The organism is Nostoc sp. MG11 (assembly GCF_014904695.1).
Lineage (GTDB): Bacteria > Cyanobacteriota > Cyanobacteriia > Cyanobacteriales > Nostocaceae > Komarekiella.
Window position 1 is genome coordinate 140,166 of sequence record NZ_JACXXN010000007.1, and the last position, 16,924, is coordinate 157,089.

Sequence of the window (16,924 nt, forward strand, 5' to 3'; positions counted from 1 at the left end):
ATTTTTTGAGGCTATTGATATGAACTGTGTTTCTATTGCAGGTATAGGAGCGTTCGCGCTCATCACAACAGTACCTTTTGTCAGTCAAATACCGGGAGTGGCTTCTTTCTGGCAATCTGGAAGTGCTGTTGCTCAGAATATCAAAACTCAAGGGCAAATACAATTGCGCTTAGAAGCAGAAAAGCAAGTGGTGTCAAAGGATCAGCAGGGTAAGCAAAGCCAGAAATGGGAACCGTTGAAAGGTCAGGTTATGGTGCGACCAGGAGACATATTGAGATATACCTTGATTGGTGAAAATAAGAGCGATCGCCAACTTAAGAATTTAACTCTCAATCAACCTATTCCTCAAGGAATGCTATATGTGCTGAAGTCTGCCAATATCACCAACAATGCCCAAATTACCTACAGCATTGATGGCGGACGCAGTTTTGTAGAAAATCCCACTATTAAAGTCACTCTCCCCAACGGCAAAGTGGAAACTAAACCAGCACCAGCGAGTATTTACACCCACATCCGATTGCTAGTTCCATCAGTGGCGGCGAAGACGATAGTCAAAGCAACTTATCAAACCCAGGTGCGTTGATTTGCAATTAGCTAACAATAATCAGCGTTGTTCAGAGTAAAAATCATTTCCCTAATTTTAGGATTTTCACCTTAGTGTCTTTGTGCCTTAGTGGTTAGAAAATTGATTTTTTAACCACTAAGACACTAAGAGAAATAGATTTTGAAAGAGCCAGTGGAACTACTTGCAGCAGTTAGCTTGTGGGTAAATGCTATTTAAAAGTTATAGATTTCAGAGATAGCAAATCCATTAATTAACAGAAGATGTGGCGACCCAGAGGAGATATGTTAAGTGATTCTTCCTAACAGCAAAAAGCAAATTACTTCTAGTAAGCGCTGGTGGCGACGGTTAACAGCAACTATTCTTTTAGGAAGTGTTTTGCATACCACACCGATACCAGCGATCGCGCAACATAATAACAATCAGGTTGGTCTTCAGTCTGTAATCAACTTAATAAATCAAGCTACTTATACTTATACAGATTCTACCAGTAATTATAATTTTCAAGGAATTTCTAGTCAGATTAATCTGAGTCCTAATCCATTAATTGACCCAATAGGGCGGATTTTAGGTTGTGCAGGCGCACTTATACCTGACTATAAAGGTTTTTCAGTCAGCTTATACGAACCGAATCTTAGTGATCCAACAGGGACAGAATTAGGAAAATTGACTTCTTTGACTCGGACAGAGTTACCTGATATTGCTAACAACAATATTCCTGGTGGAAAAGCACCGAACACTGAGAATAGTAACCCTTACTTCATTACAAATAATCCCGCAGGTATCTATAATTTTCTACTTGATCCGAGTAAAGGTCAGACAGATGCAGGAAAAACCTACATTTTTGTAGTTAATCCACCACAAAATTCAATTTACAAGCAGCGACGGCTCAAGATTCAAATTGTTGGAAGTACTGTCAGTGTTAATAACGGTGTAGTTCGATATATTGCTACATCTCTAGACGGTCAACCAATTAGTCTTACAGGCGACACCAAGATAGAAGGCACAGTTGTCTTTGTTCCGAATGCAGAAGTAGTGGGACTGGACTTATTAGCATTTGAACTTACCACAAATATGTGTCAAGCAAATCAGGTGCAGGTGATCAAAACAGGCGATCGCGCCACTGCTGAACCTGGAGATACGGTGATTTATCGCCTGTCAGTGAAAAATCTGGCTGATAGTGATTTGAATAATGTAGTTGTCACTGACAATCTGCCTTTAGGATTTAACTTCTCGCCTAAATCTGTGCGAGGTGAACTCGATGGTAAACCAGTTACCATAACCTCAGAACGTAACGGCAATACTGTATTATTTCGCACACAGGCAATAATTCCTACAGAGAAAGTCCTAAATATTGCCTATGCTGCTCAACTAACGAGTGATTCTCTACGAGGTAATGGTCGCAACAGTGCGATCGTCAATGCACAACGTGCTGATAACGGTTTTAGTACCAAGGATGGCCCAGTAACACATCAGTTGAAAATTCGACCGGGGATTGTCTCAGATTGTGGCACGATCATCGGCCGTGTATTTGTTGATAAAAACTTTGACGGTGAACAGCAACCTGGTGAACCAGGGATACCCAATGCAGTGATTTTTATGGAGGATGGCAACCGTATCACCACAGATCCTAACGGTTTGTTCTCCTTAGCCAATGTCTTGCCTGGAAGCCACACGGGTGTATTAGACCTCAGTAGTCTCCCCGGTTACACCCTAGCGCCCAACCGGAAATTTCGGGAACGCAATAGCCAATCTCGCTTGGTGCGCTTAGAGCCTGGGGGTTTGGTACGCATGAACTTCGCTGTCACTCCCACTTTCCAGGAGCAAGTCAATAAATGAAACCGAGACTTCACTTTATGGAAAGCGGCGAGAGAACCTTGTTTGTGGCGTTGTCGTCAAGCCGCCTCGCTGCTTGGGGGATACGGGATATGGGATATGGAAAAATTACCAATGACCAAAAACCACGTCTCTTATGGACATGGTTTTTTATAGGAGCTATCAGCCTCGTTTTGTATCCCACCATAGTCAAAGCTGAAGCCATTGAGGATATGCAAATACAAACTCAAACTAGCGAAAACCTCTTTTCCACAACATCTTTACCAGTTGTTACTAGTATCAATAATCAAGAAAATTACAAAAGATACAGCATATCCACTGAAACTACAACCCAAAATTTTAAGCCAACTGGTACTGAAATACAACCATTTCAACCAGCAAATAATACCCAATTACCCAAAGGTTTAAGGGAAATTGCAGCAATAGCCAAAAACACAAGAGAAATACAACCATTTCAACCAGCAACTAATACCCAATTACCCAAAGGCTTAAAGAAAATTGCAGTAGTAGCTGAAGACAAAGACAAAATTCCCCCCTCCCCAAACTCAACAACCGTAAAAATACTGACGCCCACGGTTGACAGTGTTGTAGATGTCGCAGCTACCACTGTGATTGTGCAATTTCCCGTTGGTAGTCAGGTGGAATTGCGAGTGAATGGCGAGTTGGTAGACCCTTCTTTAGTGGGACGGACACAGAGCGATGTCAGCACTAACTTAGTAACGCAGACATGGTACGGTGTCTCGTTAAAAGAAGGTGATAACACCATCTCTGCACAAGTATTGGGAACGACAGAACTTCCTGTGACAGTGCGGATAGCGGTACGAGGAGCGCCACAGCAACTAACTATAGAAACGGTTGAATCTCGGATACCAGCGGATGGACGTTCCACGGCTACAATTCGGGGTCAACTTGTGGATGCAAATGGTAATCGCTCTAACCGGGATGCTGTTGTCACCCTGATACCTTCGGCTGGGGATTTGGTTGGAACTGACTACAAACCCGATCAACCTGGATTTCAGGTGGAGGCGAAAGCAGGACAATTCACGGCTACTTTGCGATCGCATCTCAAAGCGCAAATTGTCCGAATTCGAGCAATAGCTAATAATTTAGAAGCCTTCACCCAACTGCAATTTGAAACAGCATTGCGTCCCAGCTTGGTGACAGGGGTAGTGGATTTGCGTTTGGGTGCTAGAGGGACAAATTATTATGGAAGTTTCCGTGATTTCTTGCCTCCTGACAAAGACAATAGAACGCAATTGGATTTTCACTCAGCAGTATTTGCGACGGGTGCGATCGGTGAGTGGCTGTTTACGGGTGCATACAACAGTTCTCGAAGTCTCAACGAAGATTGCAACTGTGATAATCGCCTATTTAGAACCTACCAATTTAGCGAGCAAAACTATCCTGTCTACGGCGATAGCTCCAAAGTTGATGCGATCGCCCCTTCAATTGATAGCGTATTTCTGCGTTTCGAGCGTTCAACTCGTATCCCCGGATCTGCTCCTGATTACGCCATGTGGGGTGACTACAATACTGAAGAATTTGCTCGTCTATCACAGCAATTTACTTCTATCACTCGTCAGCTTCACGGCTTTAAAGCTAACTACAACCTAGGAAACCTACAAATTACAGGTTTTTATGGCAACCACTTAGAAGGGTTTCAACGAGATACCATTGCTCCCGATGGCACTAGTGGTTATTATTTCCTCTCTCGCAGACTACTACAACCAGGTAGCGAAAATGTCTTTATCGAGTTAGAAGAACTCAATCGTCCTGGGACTGTACTAGAACGCAAACAACTAAATCGAGGGCCAGACTATGAGATAGATTACGATCGCGGTACTTTATTATTCCGCGAACCTCTGCTTCGCACCGATATTGATCAGACTGGACAAGTATTAGTACGTCGGCTTGTTGTTAGCTATCAATATGACAGCCAAGACTCTGATAGCAATATCTATGCTGGTCGCCTGCAATATAACCTCTCTCGTAAACTCAACTCTGAAAGTTGGTTAGGAGCAACTTATATTCAAGAAAATCAGGGGGTGCGTGACTTTCAACTCTATGGCGCAGATGCACTCATCGCTTTAGGTGACAAGGGTAAGTTAATCGCAGAATATGCCCACTCTACTAATGATTCTGAATTCATGGGAAAGGTTAGCGGTGATGCCTACCGCTTGGAAGCTGAGGGACAGATTGCTAATGGTATTCAAGGTCGGGCCTATTATCGCTTTGCTGATACAGGCTTTGCTAATAATGCCACTATCAGCTTTGTCCCAGGACAAACTCGCTATGGAGCGCAGGTAACAGGAAAATTGACCTCAAGCACTAACGTCAGAGTGCAATATGACCACGAAGATAATTTCGGTATTGCACCCCAACCGCTAGATACTTTTGAGGAACTGTTTGCACCACGTTCTGAGGCGATACCCGGTAGTAAAGTTGATAATTCGTTAACAACAATTACTGCCGGCATTCAACAACGCTTGGGTAGCGCTACCGTTGATGTGGATTGGATTCATCGTCATCGGGAAGACCGCATCTCTAGCAATGCTCTAAATAGTAATTCTGATCAGTTGCGTTCACGCCTTTCAGTTCCCATCGTCAAGAACCTGACTTTCCAAGCGCAAAATGAACTCACCTTATCTTCTGATACGGATAGTGTTTATCCAGACCGTACCGTCTTGGGGTTGAATTGGGCGGTGATTCCTGGTGTCAATGTTAGTCTTGCTCAACAGTTTTACACTCGTGGTCAATTTTTGGGTAACTCCATCACCAGTTTAAGTGTCAACGGTGAACACAAACTTGGGCCCGATACCACTTTGACTGGTCGTTATTCTATTTTGGGTGGTGCTAACGAAATGACTACCCAAGGGGCAATTGGTCTAAATAACCGTTGGTCTATTGCTCCTGGGTTGCGGTTGAACTTAGCTTATGAACACGTATTTGGCAGCTTCTTCGGACGGACTGCGACGGGTCAGCAATTTGCTCAACCTTACGCCTTTGGTCAAGCAGCATCGGCGATCGCATTTAATGGAGGCGATAGCTACAGCGTCGGACTAGAATACAGTGATAATCCGCAGTTTCAGGCCAGCGCTCGCTACGAGCATCGCACCTCGTCTGGTGGTTCCAACACTGTTATTTCTGCTGCTGCTACGGGTAAGATTTCTCCGGCTCTCACAGCCTTAATCCGCTATCAACAAGCCAATTCTTCTAATCAAAAGCTGACGGGACTACTGGGAGATACGGTTAACTTAAAGCTGGGTTTAGCCTACCGCGACCCCAACAACGATCAGTTCAATGCTTTGTTGCGGTATGAATATCGTCAAAATCCCGCTGTGATTCCTGACACCATTTTTTTAGGCACTGGTACGGGTTCTGAAGACCATACCTTTGCTTTAGAAGCTATCTATGCACCCAATTGGCAATGGGAATTTTATGGCAAGTATGCCTTGCGTAACAGCACATCTTACATAGCCAGTGATTTAGCTGGCACTAGTATGGTAAATCTAGCGCAAATCCGAGCTACATATCGTTTGGGATACAGCATGGATTTAGTGGGTGAAGCTCGCTGGATTGGTCAAGATAACTACACTGAAACAGGCTTTGTTATAGAAACAGGCTACTATCTTACTCCTAACTTGCGTCTTTCTACTGGATATGTTTTTGGTCAAGTCGATGACCGAGATTTTTCCGGGACACGTTCCGCAGGTGGCTTCTATTTAGGTTTAACGGTTAAACTCAACGAATTATTTGATGGTTTTGGACAGCAAAAAATTACACCACCCCAGCAACAAGAACCGAAGAGAACAGAATCAATTTAAACGTTGTGTAGAGACGTTGCATTGCAACGTCTCTACACGGCGCAAATTTGGAATTGTCATTATAACCAAACCAAAATTTAAGGGTAAATATCGCGTCGAGTCAACTCGGTTACAAAATCGGAATTATGCTGCCAACGGTTCGTATTTCCTGACAATTTGTACGAGCGATTGCTTCCATTTATTTGGGAATATTAATGAGGGTGAGATGCGGTTATCTGCAATTGGAGAAATAGCCCAACAATTCTGGTCAGATATTCCCAACCATTTTGATTACATCTACATCGATATCTATGTAATCATGCCCAATCACGTACACGGCATTATTGTGATCGACCGCCCCCAAAATGTAGAGACGTTGCAATGCAACGTCTCTACAAAACGTGATGTATTATGCAACATTACACAACAACAATTCATGTCTAACATATCTCCTAAAGCGGGTTCATTGGGCGCGATCGCGCGATCATACAAATCTGCCGTTACCCGTTGGTGTAGGAAAAATGGTTTTGAAGATTTTGGTTGGCAAAACCGATTTTATGAACACATTATTCGTGCTGACGGTTCTTTAGACCGCATTCGAGAATATATCATTAATAATCCCACCAAATGGGACAAAGACAAAAATAATACTGCAAATTTATGGATGTGATATTTATACTTCCATCGTAGAGACGTCGCAATACGACATTTTTTTTGATTGCGTATTGTTATTAGAATTATGCAATGAAATTTTTATTTAATACTAATTTAAAAAAATCCCATTGTAGAGACGTTGCATTGCAACGTCTCTACAGGGAATGTGAATGTGAATGGTAGATTTTCTTACGCCTTGGGTAATCTAAAAGCTGAAGATACTTTTTATCGTCAGTACAGCATCATGGAACCTAACGCAAATGTCCTAATTTACTCTTTTTCTTAACCCGGAAATAATAGTTGCCAAATGCAAAAACTGTTTATGAACATAAAAATGAAATGTCACTTGCTAAGCAGCGACCAAAGGCGATTATTGGGTAACTTAACCTTTTTTCTATGTATCCTGGGACAGGGAATACAGCCTGGCTGGGCTGAGGGCAGCAAAGAATTAGTCTCCGATGGTGGTTACAGACCTTATTTGGAATGGTCAAACTCGACTATTGCCGGTATTACCAGGAAACCGAAATTTCAAGTCTACGTTCAACAAGGAGAAACTGTTAATCTTGGCTCTAGTGTTGAAAGTAGTTTCTCTAACCCACAAGATATTGTTTATACAAGTCCCTTTGGTGGTCAAAATGGTTTTTGTAATGTTAATGCCACTACTGGTGTGGGTTTCATTAACACTGTTATCAAAGAAACAGCAGGCCCTTTACCAAATACAGGTGGGTACGACCCTTGCAAGTTTACTGCTACAGAAACGGGTATTTATACAGTCGAGTTTCGTTCGCCCGACCCTGCTGCTACTGCTCAACCTCCTCCAGTAAGAGTAACTGATCCTTTCCCTATAGATGGCAACCAAAATTATGCGGTAGCTGCTTGGGATATCACAGTTAGAAATAGTAACGGTACTACTCAAAAGGGGCGGGTATTTACTAACTTCATTGCTATGAGTATGGGAGCAAATGCTGGTTTAGGTGCTCCCAGTGACCTAGGACTTAACTCCAAGCTTTATATTCAAACTAAAGATGGCTATCGGTACGAAACCGATATGAATGGAGTTGATCCCTTTGGCTTTGTCTTTTTTGCTAATAGCCGTGGGTATATTGACCAAACAAATGGCAGCACTGTTTACCATTCTGCTGGTGGTGCTACTGATAATACTCTCCAATTTGCTGGCAATGTTAGAGTCCAACGTCCCGATGTTGCCGATACAGCAACGGACATAACCCACTTAGTTTTTTTTAACCGACCCGACTTTCTGACTCTAAATACTTTAAGTATTTCCTTAACACCAATTGTTCCAGCAGTACCGACTTCTTTCCAATTTACTGGAGGGACTGGGGGGAGTGGGAACCAAACTTACATTGGGGTGGGGGGCTATTTTAGTTTTAGTTCTACTACAGCCGGAAGTTATCAGCTCATCATTGACACCAACAACGACGGCATTTTTGACCCCAGTGCTGACAGAGTGCTACAAAATCCGGTGTCTGCCGGCTCTAATGTGGTGTTTTGGGATGGCAAGGATGCTAATGGAGTTAACCTGCAACCCTTGGCGAATAATGCGCCCTACAATGCCCAAATTACCAGCCGGGTGGGGGAATATCACTTTCCTATGTTGGATGCTGAGAATAATCCTTCGGGCTTCAAAATTACAATGGAAAACCCTCCTGCGGCATTTCCCAACATTTTGGATCAAAATGGACAAAACATCGGCTCAACCACAATTTATTACAACGACAGCAATTACACAACAGCTAATGGCACACTAATTAATTTGGGTAGCACAGGAGTTACTAACCCCCGTAATGCCGCCAGAGGAATAAATAGTACCCTAGGCGAGCATGAGTTTAATAGCGGCTATGGTGACTTTAAGGGGATAGATACTTGGACATTCTTTTCTAGTCAAGCAGTAACTACTCCCCTAGTGATTACTACAAACAACCAGGCAAATGTTAGAGGAACTAAATCTGTTCGCTTCTTAACAGACAATGATGGTAGCGCTACAGTTACCGTAGGTGATATTGTTCAGTATCAAATAACTTACTCCAACTTAAGTCCAGGCAACACTGATGCTATCAACTTTGTCATTAATGATTCTTTGCCTGCACAATTAACCTTTGTAAGTGCGGCAATTACTGCTAGTACTCCGGAGAATAATATTACACGCAATTCCAGTTACAACGGCTCTGGTGCTGTTACTAATTCTGGTACTTTGCGTGTAGGCGACACGATCACGATCGCAATCACTGCCACAATTAATAATGCCAATGGTGGTAATGCAATCAGTAACCAGGCAATTGCTAACTTTAACACACCCGATAATCCTTCTGGAACAGTTGGCACAGCGCTCACTGACGCAGACTCTGCTGGCGCTACTACTAACCCGCCTACCCTCGGCAATTTCTTTTCACAAACTGCTAACGATAATGTGAATACTGGTAACAATCCCAACGACACCGCAGACGATGATCCGACTTTGTTCACAGCATCAAATGTTGTTACTGCTACTCCCAAGCTTTTATTAGTTAAACGCATCACCCGCATTAATAGCCAGGACTTAAATGATATTGTGGATGGTCGCAGCGATGTTGCTGTTAGTGCTACCAACTATGTACCAGCACCCCATGCTGCTGACGATAATGATAGTAAATGGCCTGCTAGCTACTTACGAGGATTGATTAATGCTGGCACTGTCAAGCCAGGGGATGAGTTAGAATACACCATTTACTTCCTCTCCAAGGGCCCTAGCAACTCTACTAATGTTAAATTCTGTGATTTAGTTCCTGTTAATACTGCTTTTATTCCTACTGCTTTTAATGGTAAAACTCCCAATGATGGTGGTTTAACAACAGCAAATCAAGGTATTGCCTTTGCTATTAGTTCTAATACGCCTACGGTTTACTTTACCAACATAGAAGACTCAGGCGATCGCGGACGTTTTTATTTTGCTAACGATCCAGCTACACCGTCATATTGCGGTATTAATACTAATGGGGCTGTGGTGGTGAATATTACCCGCAGTCCAGATTTACCCAATTTACCCGCAGCATCTCAATCTGGTACGCCAACTAACTCTTATGGCTTTATTCGCTTCCGCGCCAAGGTGAAATAGGCTTAACCGCCGCTGACGGGTGGAATTAAAACTACTTCGTCGCCATCTTGCAATAGGGTATCTGGTTCGGCAAATATTAGATTAATCCCATAGCGAGTTACGTCTCGCCATTGGGTAAGTTCAGGGTGTTCAGCTATGAGGCGATCGCATACTGCACTTACCGGTGTACCAGATGGAATTCTCAGTACCAGTTCTGAAACCCCAAAGGCTTCTTGATAAGCAGCAAATAATTTGACGGTAATGGTAATTGCAGATTTAGACATACAACATACTTTAGCAGCACTAGCAAGCAATTTAATACTTGACAAGCAGCCTGAACTCCCGGAATTTATTATACATTACTAAGCATGTAGCTACAAATAAACAAAGAAGATCCTATGATCGTTATTAATCAGTCGTACTCATTGTTGACTATTTTTCGTTCTCTAATCACAACTCTGATGAATTAAGCTGATTTTTTTATAAACTAAAGATATTTGATTTTTATTAAAAAATTATAAATTTAACTCTAATTTAATTGTGATGTGCAGGGTAGATTTCAATACCTTTTGGTCAAGGGGGAAAGGCTGAAATTTATTTCTTACCCTTTACCCTTTAACCCTTACCCATACTACAAAGGAGATTTAGAGTGCGCTTATCCGAAAAGTATTAGGGTGAATTTGGTTGCAAGCAAATTTACGCCTTGAGAGCGTGGGTATCTTGTCCGTTGATGTTGCCTGCGCTAGATGAATTGATCAGATTGCCCCACTAAAATACTCGTTTAGCTGATAGATATGAGCTATTGCCTAAATCCCAATTGTACAAACCCTGCTGACCCAATGAATGACAACGGCAAAGTTTTCTGCCGTAATTGTGGGGCAAATCTATTAATAGAAAATCGATATCGAGTAATTAAACTTTTGAGTATTGGAGGCTTCGCTAGAACTTTTGAGGTAGAAGATAACGGGATTAAAAAAGTCCTTAAAGTATTGAGTCTATCTCGGTTTAGTGATTTAGTAAAAAAACACAAAGTCATCAATTTATTTAAGCGAGAAGCTGAGGTATTGAGCCGCTTAAACAATTCAGGAGTTCCTAAAGTTGATCCAGACGGATATTTTGAATTGAAATTTCCCGATTTTCCAGAGCCATTACACTGCCTAGTAATGGAAAAAATTGAGGGTTTAAATTTGCAACAATGGTTAGAGAATCACGATCATAAACCTGTAACACCAGAGCAAGCGATCGCCTATTTCAAGCAACTAGTAGAAATTTTAGCTCAAGTTCACGCTCAAGGATATTTCCACCGCGATATTAAACCGACAAATATCATGCTCAGACCAGATGGACAACTGGTGTTAATTGACTTTGGAGCAGTCAGAGATTTAGCACAAACTTATTTACAGCAACATCAAGAGCATACAATAATTGGTACGCCAGGTTACTCACCACCAGAGCAGATGAAAGGTAACGCAGTGGCGCAATCAGATTTCTTTGCTTTGGGACGAACTTTTGTCCATTTACTAACTGGAAAACCTCCTTTTAACATTGAGGAAGATCACCAAACAGCTAAGTTAATTTGGCGAGATAAAGTACCATATAACTCAAGTTACTGGATAGATTGGTTAGATAAATTCAGAAGGCGATTACTTTTCGATTTACTCGACGAAATGATGGAGCCATACTGGAAAAATCGTCCTGAAAATACGCAGGTAATTTTGCAACGCCTCAATAATCCTATTATTTTACCGCGTATTCCAAGTTGGGTAGCTGGTGCTGCTATTTTATTTGGACTGGGATTACCTAGCGGCTACTGGTATTTAAATGGAGTAGATGGGTGTTCAAAAATTTGGCTCAGGAGTTTCCCGCTAGGTGACTATATGAGTTGTGGTGAAGAAATTCTTTTGCCAAATATTAATACCAAATTACCAGAGAAAGAAAGGGGCGTAAAGGCGATCGCAACAGGTAATTACCAAGAAGCAATTATTTGGTTAGAGCAAGCATGGCAAAAATATCATGACCCGGAAGCTTTAATTTACCTCAATAATGCCCGCCTCGCAGTTGAAAAAATTAAAACTTACACTATTGCTATTGTCGCTCCTATCAGCGATAACAATAACGACAGTATCAACTCAAGTAGACAGATTTTACGTGGTGTTGCTCAAGCACAAGATGAATTTAATCGAGACTATAAAACTAAAAAAATTGGCTTAAAAGTCTTAGTTGTTAGTGACAATAATAAAATTGAAGATTCCCAAAAAATAGCAGAAAATTTAGTAAAAAAACGTGATGTTTTAGCTGTTATAGGTCATTTCAGAAGTGATACAACTATAGAAGCTGTCAAGGTTTATCAAGAACAAAACTTGTTATTAGTTTCTGCCACAGCGACATCTGAAGATTTGTCAACGGTGTGTAAAACAAATTATCCTAATTGCTTTTTTCGTGTTGTTCCTAGTAATCGTGTCATTGCCAAAACTTTAGCTGACTATCTCAAACAAGAAAATAAACGTAAAGCAGCGATATTTTTTAATCCTGGTAGTAACTATAGTAAATCTCTACAAGCACAAATGAAAGCTAGATTTTCGGAATTAGGTGGACAAGTAGTAGCAGAGATACCTTTGTCTGATAATTTAGAATCCACTATCGATCAGGTAAGAGAACAGAAAGCAGATGCTATAGTTTTATTTCCTACAAGTGACGGTTTGACCTCAGATCCAGCAGTTCAAGTAATCGAATATGCTAAAAAGTATAAATATTTAATAGTTGGTGGCGATAGTTTGGATAGTAACAAGCTAATCAAGGCAATAGCAGAAAACGAAGCAGGCTCAGTAGTAGCTATACCTTGGCATTCTAGAAGTATTCTTAAGCAAGAATTACCTAAACAAATTGATAAATTATGGGGAAAAGCAGAAAACTGGCATACTGCACTATCTTACGATGCAACTCGTGCATTGCTGACAGCTTTGGAAAAAACCCCATCACTCAGTCGTGTAAATGTGCAGCAGGCAATGGCTGATACTAATTTTAAAGCAACTGGAGTCACAGGAGTGATCTCTTTTAAACCAAATGGCGATCGCCAGCAAGAAAATATTCATTTAGTTAAAGTTGTGCGGAATAGCAAAACAGGACAAATTGAATTTATACCTTTGCCAATGACTGACTTATTTAAGCAATCTGAGTCCACTGAGAGTAACTAACACTGTAGAACCTTCATGCCCAATTACGCCAATGGGTAAGTTGATATTTCCCAAAAAGTTACCCACCAAAAGCAACATAATAAAACCTAATGCTACGACTATATTCTGTTTGACTATGGCTTGCGATCGCCTACCCAAATGTATCGCCACGGCAATTTTTTCTAACCTGTCTGCCATCAGTACTATATCTGCGGTTTCTAATGCAACATCGCTACCAGCTTTTCCCATTGCTATGCCTACAGATGCTTGAGCTAGAGCAGGTGCATCATTGATCCCATCTCCTACCATAGCCACAGTTTGATACTGTTGCTGTAGACGACGGATAATATCCAGTTTATCTTCTGGTAGTAGTTGGGCGTATACCCGATCAATCCCAACCGCTTGGGCGACGCTGTGAGCAGTTTCCTCATTATCCCCCGTTAACATGACAATTTGCTCAACTCCCAGTTTCTTTAAGCGGGTAATAGTTGCGGCTGCTTGTTTTCTCACTTCGTCTGCAATTGCAATCGCACCCATCACCTGATACCTATCCTCCTGTCCCTGTGCTACCCAAACGACGGTTTTCCCCTCTTGCTCCAGGGATTGAGCCATTTCCCGCAATTCTTCAGGTAAATCAATCACATACTGTTGCACAAAAGCGGCATTCCCCACAATCATTTTTTGTTCTTTGACGATTCCCACAATTCCCTGTCCGGGTACCGCTTGCACTTTAACCGCACTAACCCAATCCAAATCACTAGCCGCCTGCACAATTGCCTTACCGATGGGATGTTCTGAGCCAGATTCCACCGCTGCTGCTGCTTGCAATACATCTGTCTGCGTGTATTTACTAGCTGTAATTACCTGGAATACCTGCACCTGTCCTGTTGTTAGAGTACCAGTTTTATCAAAGGCGATCGCCCGGACTTTGCCAATCTTCTCCAACTGAGCGCCATTTTTGAATAAAATTCCCTGTCTTGCACCGTTGGCGATTCCTGAAAGCAGAGTTGGCATAATTGCAGCCATCAGCGCACAGGGAGAAGCTACCACCAAAAAAGTCAAAGCGCGATAAATCGTAGTTTCCCAGCTCCAACCCCAAAGAAATGGCGGCAAAATTGCTAGCAATACCCCAGCTACCACAATTACTTTTGCATATCCCCGTTCAAAGCGATCGATAAACTGTTGCGAAGGCGGTTCTTCAGTCTGCGCCTGTTCTACCAAGCGAATCACCCGCTGAATCAAACTACTTTCCGCTGGTTTGTGTACCTTAATTTGTAACGCACCATAGCCGTTGAGTGTACCTGCAAATACTTCCTCACCTACAGTTTTCTCTACAGGTAAAGACTCTCCTGTAATTGCAGCTTGATTAATAGTGCTGTAACCAGACACAATGATTCCATCAGTAGGAATTAGCTCTCCGGGTTTAACAACAATTTCATCACCAACCTTGAGCTGATTGATGGAAACCTCCTCTTCCCTTTCCTGACGCAAAACCCTTGCTGTGTCTGGTGTTAGGCTCATCAAACTGCGGATACTCCGCTCAGTTCGCCGCATTGCATAGCCTTCTAGTGCGCCACTTATAGCAAAGATGAGAATCAAAATCGCCCCATCAATAATTAAATAGTATTCCCTTCGCCATAAGCCCAAACTAGCAGCACCAACAGCCGCCACAATCATCAGCAAATCTACATCCAGTTCTTTTTCTTTAAATAGAGTAGTCAATCCCTCACGCGCACTTTCGTAACCACCTATCACATAAGCAGCAGGTAACAGCAGTAACGCTAATCCCAACCAGCCAAAATGCAAGGCGAACCATCCGAGAAATAACAGCAAGCCACAGAGCAAGGCTGCTAAGGTGTCTGTATGTTCTTTGGTAAATTGGGTAAAACGCTGTGGGTACATGAGAGTTGAATTAACAGGGACTTTCTCACGCTAAACCTTGACACTAATGTTAATGTCAAGAGTTACTAGGTCATAAACATACAAAGGCACAGATTAAAAACTTACTCTAAATTTCATAAAAATCACGAAACCTCAGTAATTTGCTGTATCCTAAACTAGAAATAATGTATCTATTTTGCAGGTTAGTAAATTTTGAATTTAGCTTTATCAAATAATACAAGTTGATCTCTTTAAAAATATGAAATAACTTTCTTTTAACAAACTTATTGTTAAAAGAAAATTTATTTTAAAAGTTTTAATTTTGATAAAAAACTCTTAATTAACAATGCTAGTCAAAAAAGTAATCAATCATATTTCAATATTATCTTTTCGTTCTCCTTGGTTTATTATAATTATTTTTTCGGCTCTCGGTTTAATAGGTATTCTTAACCATTCGATGTGGCGAGATGAACTAAATCCCTGGTTAATTGTCAGAGACAGTGAATCTTTTGGAAACTTAATTGCAAATATTAATTATGAAGGACATCCTGTTCTGTGGTATTTTTCTCTTGCCTTTTTGAGGAAATTTGCTGACACTCCCGTTGTTATGCAAATTTTTCATTGGGCGATTACAATTGTTTCAGTTGCTATTTTTTGCTTATACAGCCCCTTTAACTACAAACAAAAACTTCTTTTTTCATTTGGCTTTTTTCCTTTTTATGAATATCTTCTAATTTCTAGAAACTATGCATTCAGCATGTTGTTTATTTTTATCTTTTGTATAGGTTTCCCATCGAGAAAAAAAACTTACTTTTACTTAGCGATATTATTGGGTTTATTAGCGAATAGTAGTGTACATGCTTTATTTATATCATTTTCTTTGTCATTGACTTTGCTAGTAGAATTTTGTTTAGATAGTGAACATCGAAAGCAATATTTTAGTCAAAGCCAAAAATATGACTTATTTTTAAGTATTGCTATTATCATATTTTCTTTTCTTTTAGCCATTTATATTATTACTCCTCCGGCAGATAGTTATCTTCATGGAGGGTTAAACAATGGATGGTTGATTCAATTAGATATACGTCATTGGTTGAGAAGCATAGGTAGATTATTTGGTAGTTTTTTGTTAATCATACCATCACATAAAAGATGGCTAGATTTAGTTATTTGTGCTTTAATTGCCCTAGTTATTGTAGCTTTAACCTTAATTAAATTATGTGTAAAGCCATTTCCTCTCTTTTTCTATTCCATAGGTAATTGTATAATATTTGCATTTACATACTTAAGGTTTTTAGGTGCGCCTCGACATTTTGGTCATTTTTATTTAATTTTTATAGCCGCGTTATGGCTGGAAAGTTATTATCAAGAGTCTACATTTTTGATTAACAAACTTTCTATCCGACAAAATTCACTTAAATTGGCTCATAAATGGCATCATATTGCTTTTATGTTAATCCTTTATATCCAGTTTATTGGAGGAGTTTGCAGTTTTTCAAGAGATTTAATCATGCCATTTTCTGCTAGTCATGAAACGGCTCATTACATTCAAAAATCTCAGTTAGAGAATGAATTTATGGTTGCTAGTCGAGATGCAAATATGGCTGCATTATCAGGTTATCTTAATCGGAAATTTTACTATCCTGAAGTTCAAAGAATGGGGAGTTTTACCATATTTAAAAAAGGTCGTCAAAATGTCGAACAAACTGAGATATTAAGACAAATTACTTCTTTGTTAAAGACTCAAGAGAGCAAAAACAAAATTTTACTAATTTTAAATAAAAAACTAAATTTAAACTCAAACAATTTAAAGATTATTCCTATCAAGAACTTTGAGAGAGCTTGGGTGGATAGTGAACGATATTATCTTTACTGGGTATATAAAGCATAAAGTAGAGAAGCAGTGAGAAAGATAATATGCTGC

At 40.7% G+C, this 16,924-nt stretch carries 9 protein-coding genes; 7 read left to right on the forward strand and 2 right to left on the reverse strand.

The annotated features are described in order from the left end of the window. Window positions 1-19 precede the first annotated feature (19 nt). The 5 genes from HCR01_RS13235 to HCR01_RS13255 all read left to right on the forward strand — a co-directional run bounded on the left by HCR01_RS13235 (window position 20) and on the right by HCR01_RS13255 (window position 9,967). Complete coding sequence (locus HCR01_RS13235) at window positions 20-583, forward strand: DUF11 domain-containing protein (RefSeq protein ID WP_193196630.1); 564 nt, start codon at window positions 20-22, stop codon at window positions 581-583. 270 nt (window positions 584-853) lie between these two features. After that, a complete protein-coding gene (locus tag HCR01_RS13240; RefSeq protein WP_413773945.1) occupies window positions 854-2,401 on the forward strand; it encodes a hypothetical protein in 1,548 nt (515 codons plus the stop codon). Then, the gene (locus HCR01_RS13245; RefSeq protein ID WP_413773946.1) at window positions 2,398-6,222 is read left to right on the forward strand and encodes a TonB-dependent receptor; all 3,825 of its coding nucleotides are present in this window, start codon (window positions 2,398-2,400) and stop codon (window positions 6,220-6,222) included. Before HCR01_RS13240 ends, HCR01_RS13245 begins: the two co-directional genes overlap by 4 nt. 16 nt (window positions 6,223-6,238) lie before the next feature. Continuing rightward, on the forward strand, window positions 6,239-6,871 hold the full coding sequence (locus tag HCR01_RS13250) for a transposase (RefSeq protein WP_226889306.1): 633 nt from the start codon (window positions 6,239-6,241) through the stop codon (window positions 6,869-6,871). A 318-nt stretch (window positions 6,872-7,189) separates the two neighbouring features. After that, entirely contained in the window at window positions 7,190-9,967 is a 2,778-nt protein-coding gene (locus HCR01_RS13255; RefSeq protein ID WP_226889307.1) for an isopeptide-forming domain-containing fimbrial protein, read from the forward strand. 2 nt (window positions 9,968-9,969) lie between these two features. Here HCR01_RS13255 and HCR01_RS13260 read toward each other — a convergent pair whose 3' ends face one another. Further along, complete coding sequence (locus tag HCR01_RS13260) at window positions 9,970-10,230, reverse strand: MoaD/ThiS family protein (RefSeq protein ID WP_193196632.1); 261 nt, start codon at window positions 10,228-10,230, stop codon at window positions 9,970-9,972. Window positions 10,231-10,740: 510 nt separating this feature from the next. Here HCR01_RS13260 and HCR01_RS13265 point away from each other — a divergent pair. Further along, complete coding sequence (locus HCR01_RS13265) at window positions 10,741-13,140, forward strand: bifunctional serine/threonine-protein kinase/ABC transporter substrate-binding protein (RefSeq protein WP_193196633.1); 2,400 nt, start codon at window positions 10,741-10,743, stop codon at window positions 13,138-13,140. On the opposite strand, the gene HCR01_RS13270 is transcribed toward HCR01_RS13265, so the two are convergent. Then, window positions 13,105-15,021 carry a heavy metal translocating P-type ATPase gene (locus HCR01_RS13270; protein ID WP_193196634.1) on the reverse strand — a complete coding sequence of 639 codons (1,917 nt, stop codon included), beginning with the start codon at window positions 15,019-15,021 and terminating at the stop codon, window positions 13,105-13,107. The two genes, HCR01_RS13265 and HCR01_RS13270, sit on opposite strands and share 36 nt — an antisense overlap. A 325-nt stretch (window positions 15,022-15,346) precedes the next feature. Here HCR01_RS13270 and HCR01_RS13275 point away from each other — a divergent pair, with 325 nt between their 5' ends. Next, window positions 15,347-16,891 carry a hypothetical protein gene (locus HCR01_RS13275; protein ID WP_193196635.1) on the forward strand — a complete coding sequence of 515 codons (1,545 nt, stop codon included), beginning with the start codon at window positions 15,347-15,349 and terminating at the stop codon, window positions 16,889-16,891. Window positions 16,892-16,924: the final 33 nt, after the last annotated feature.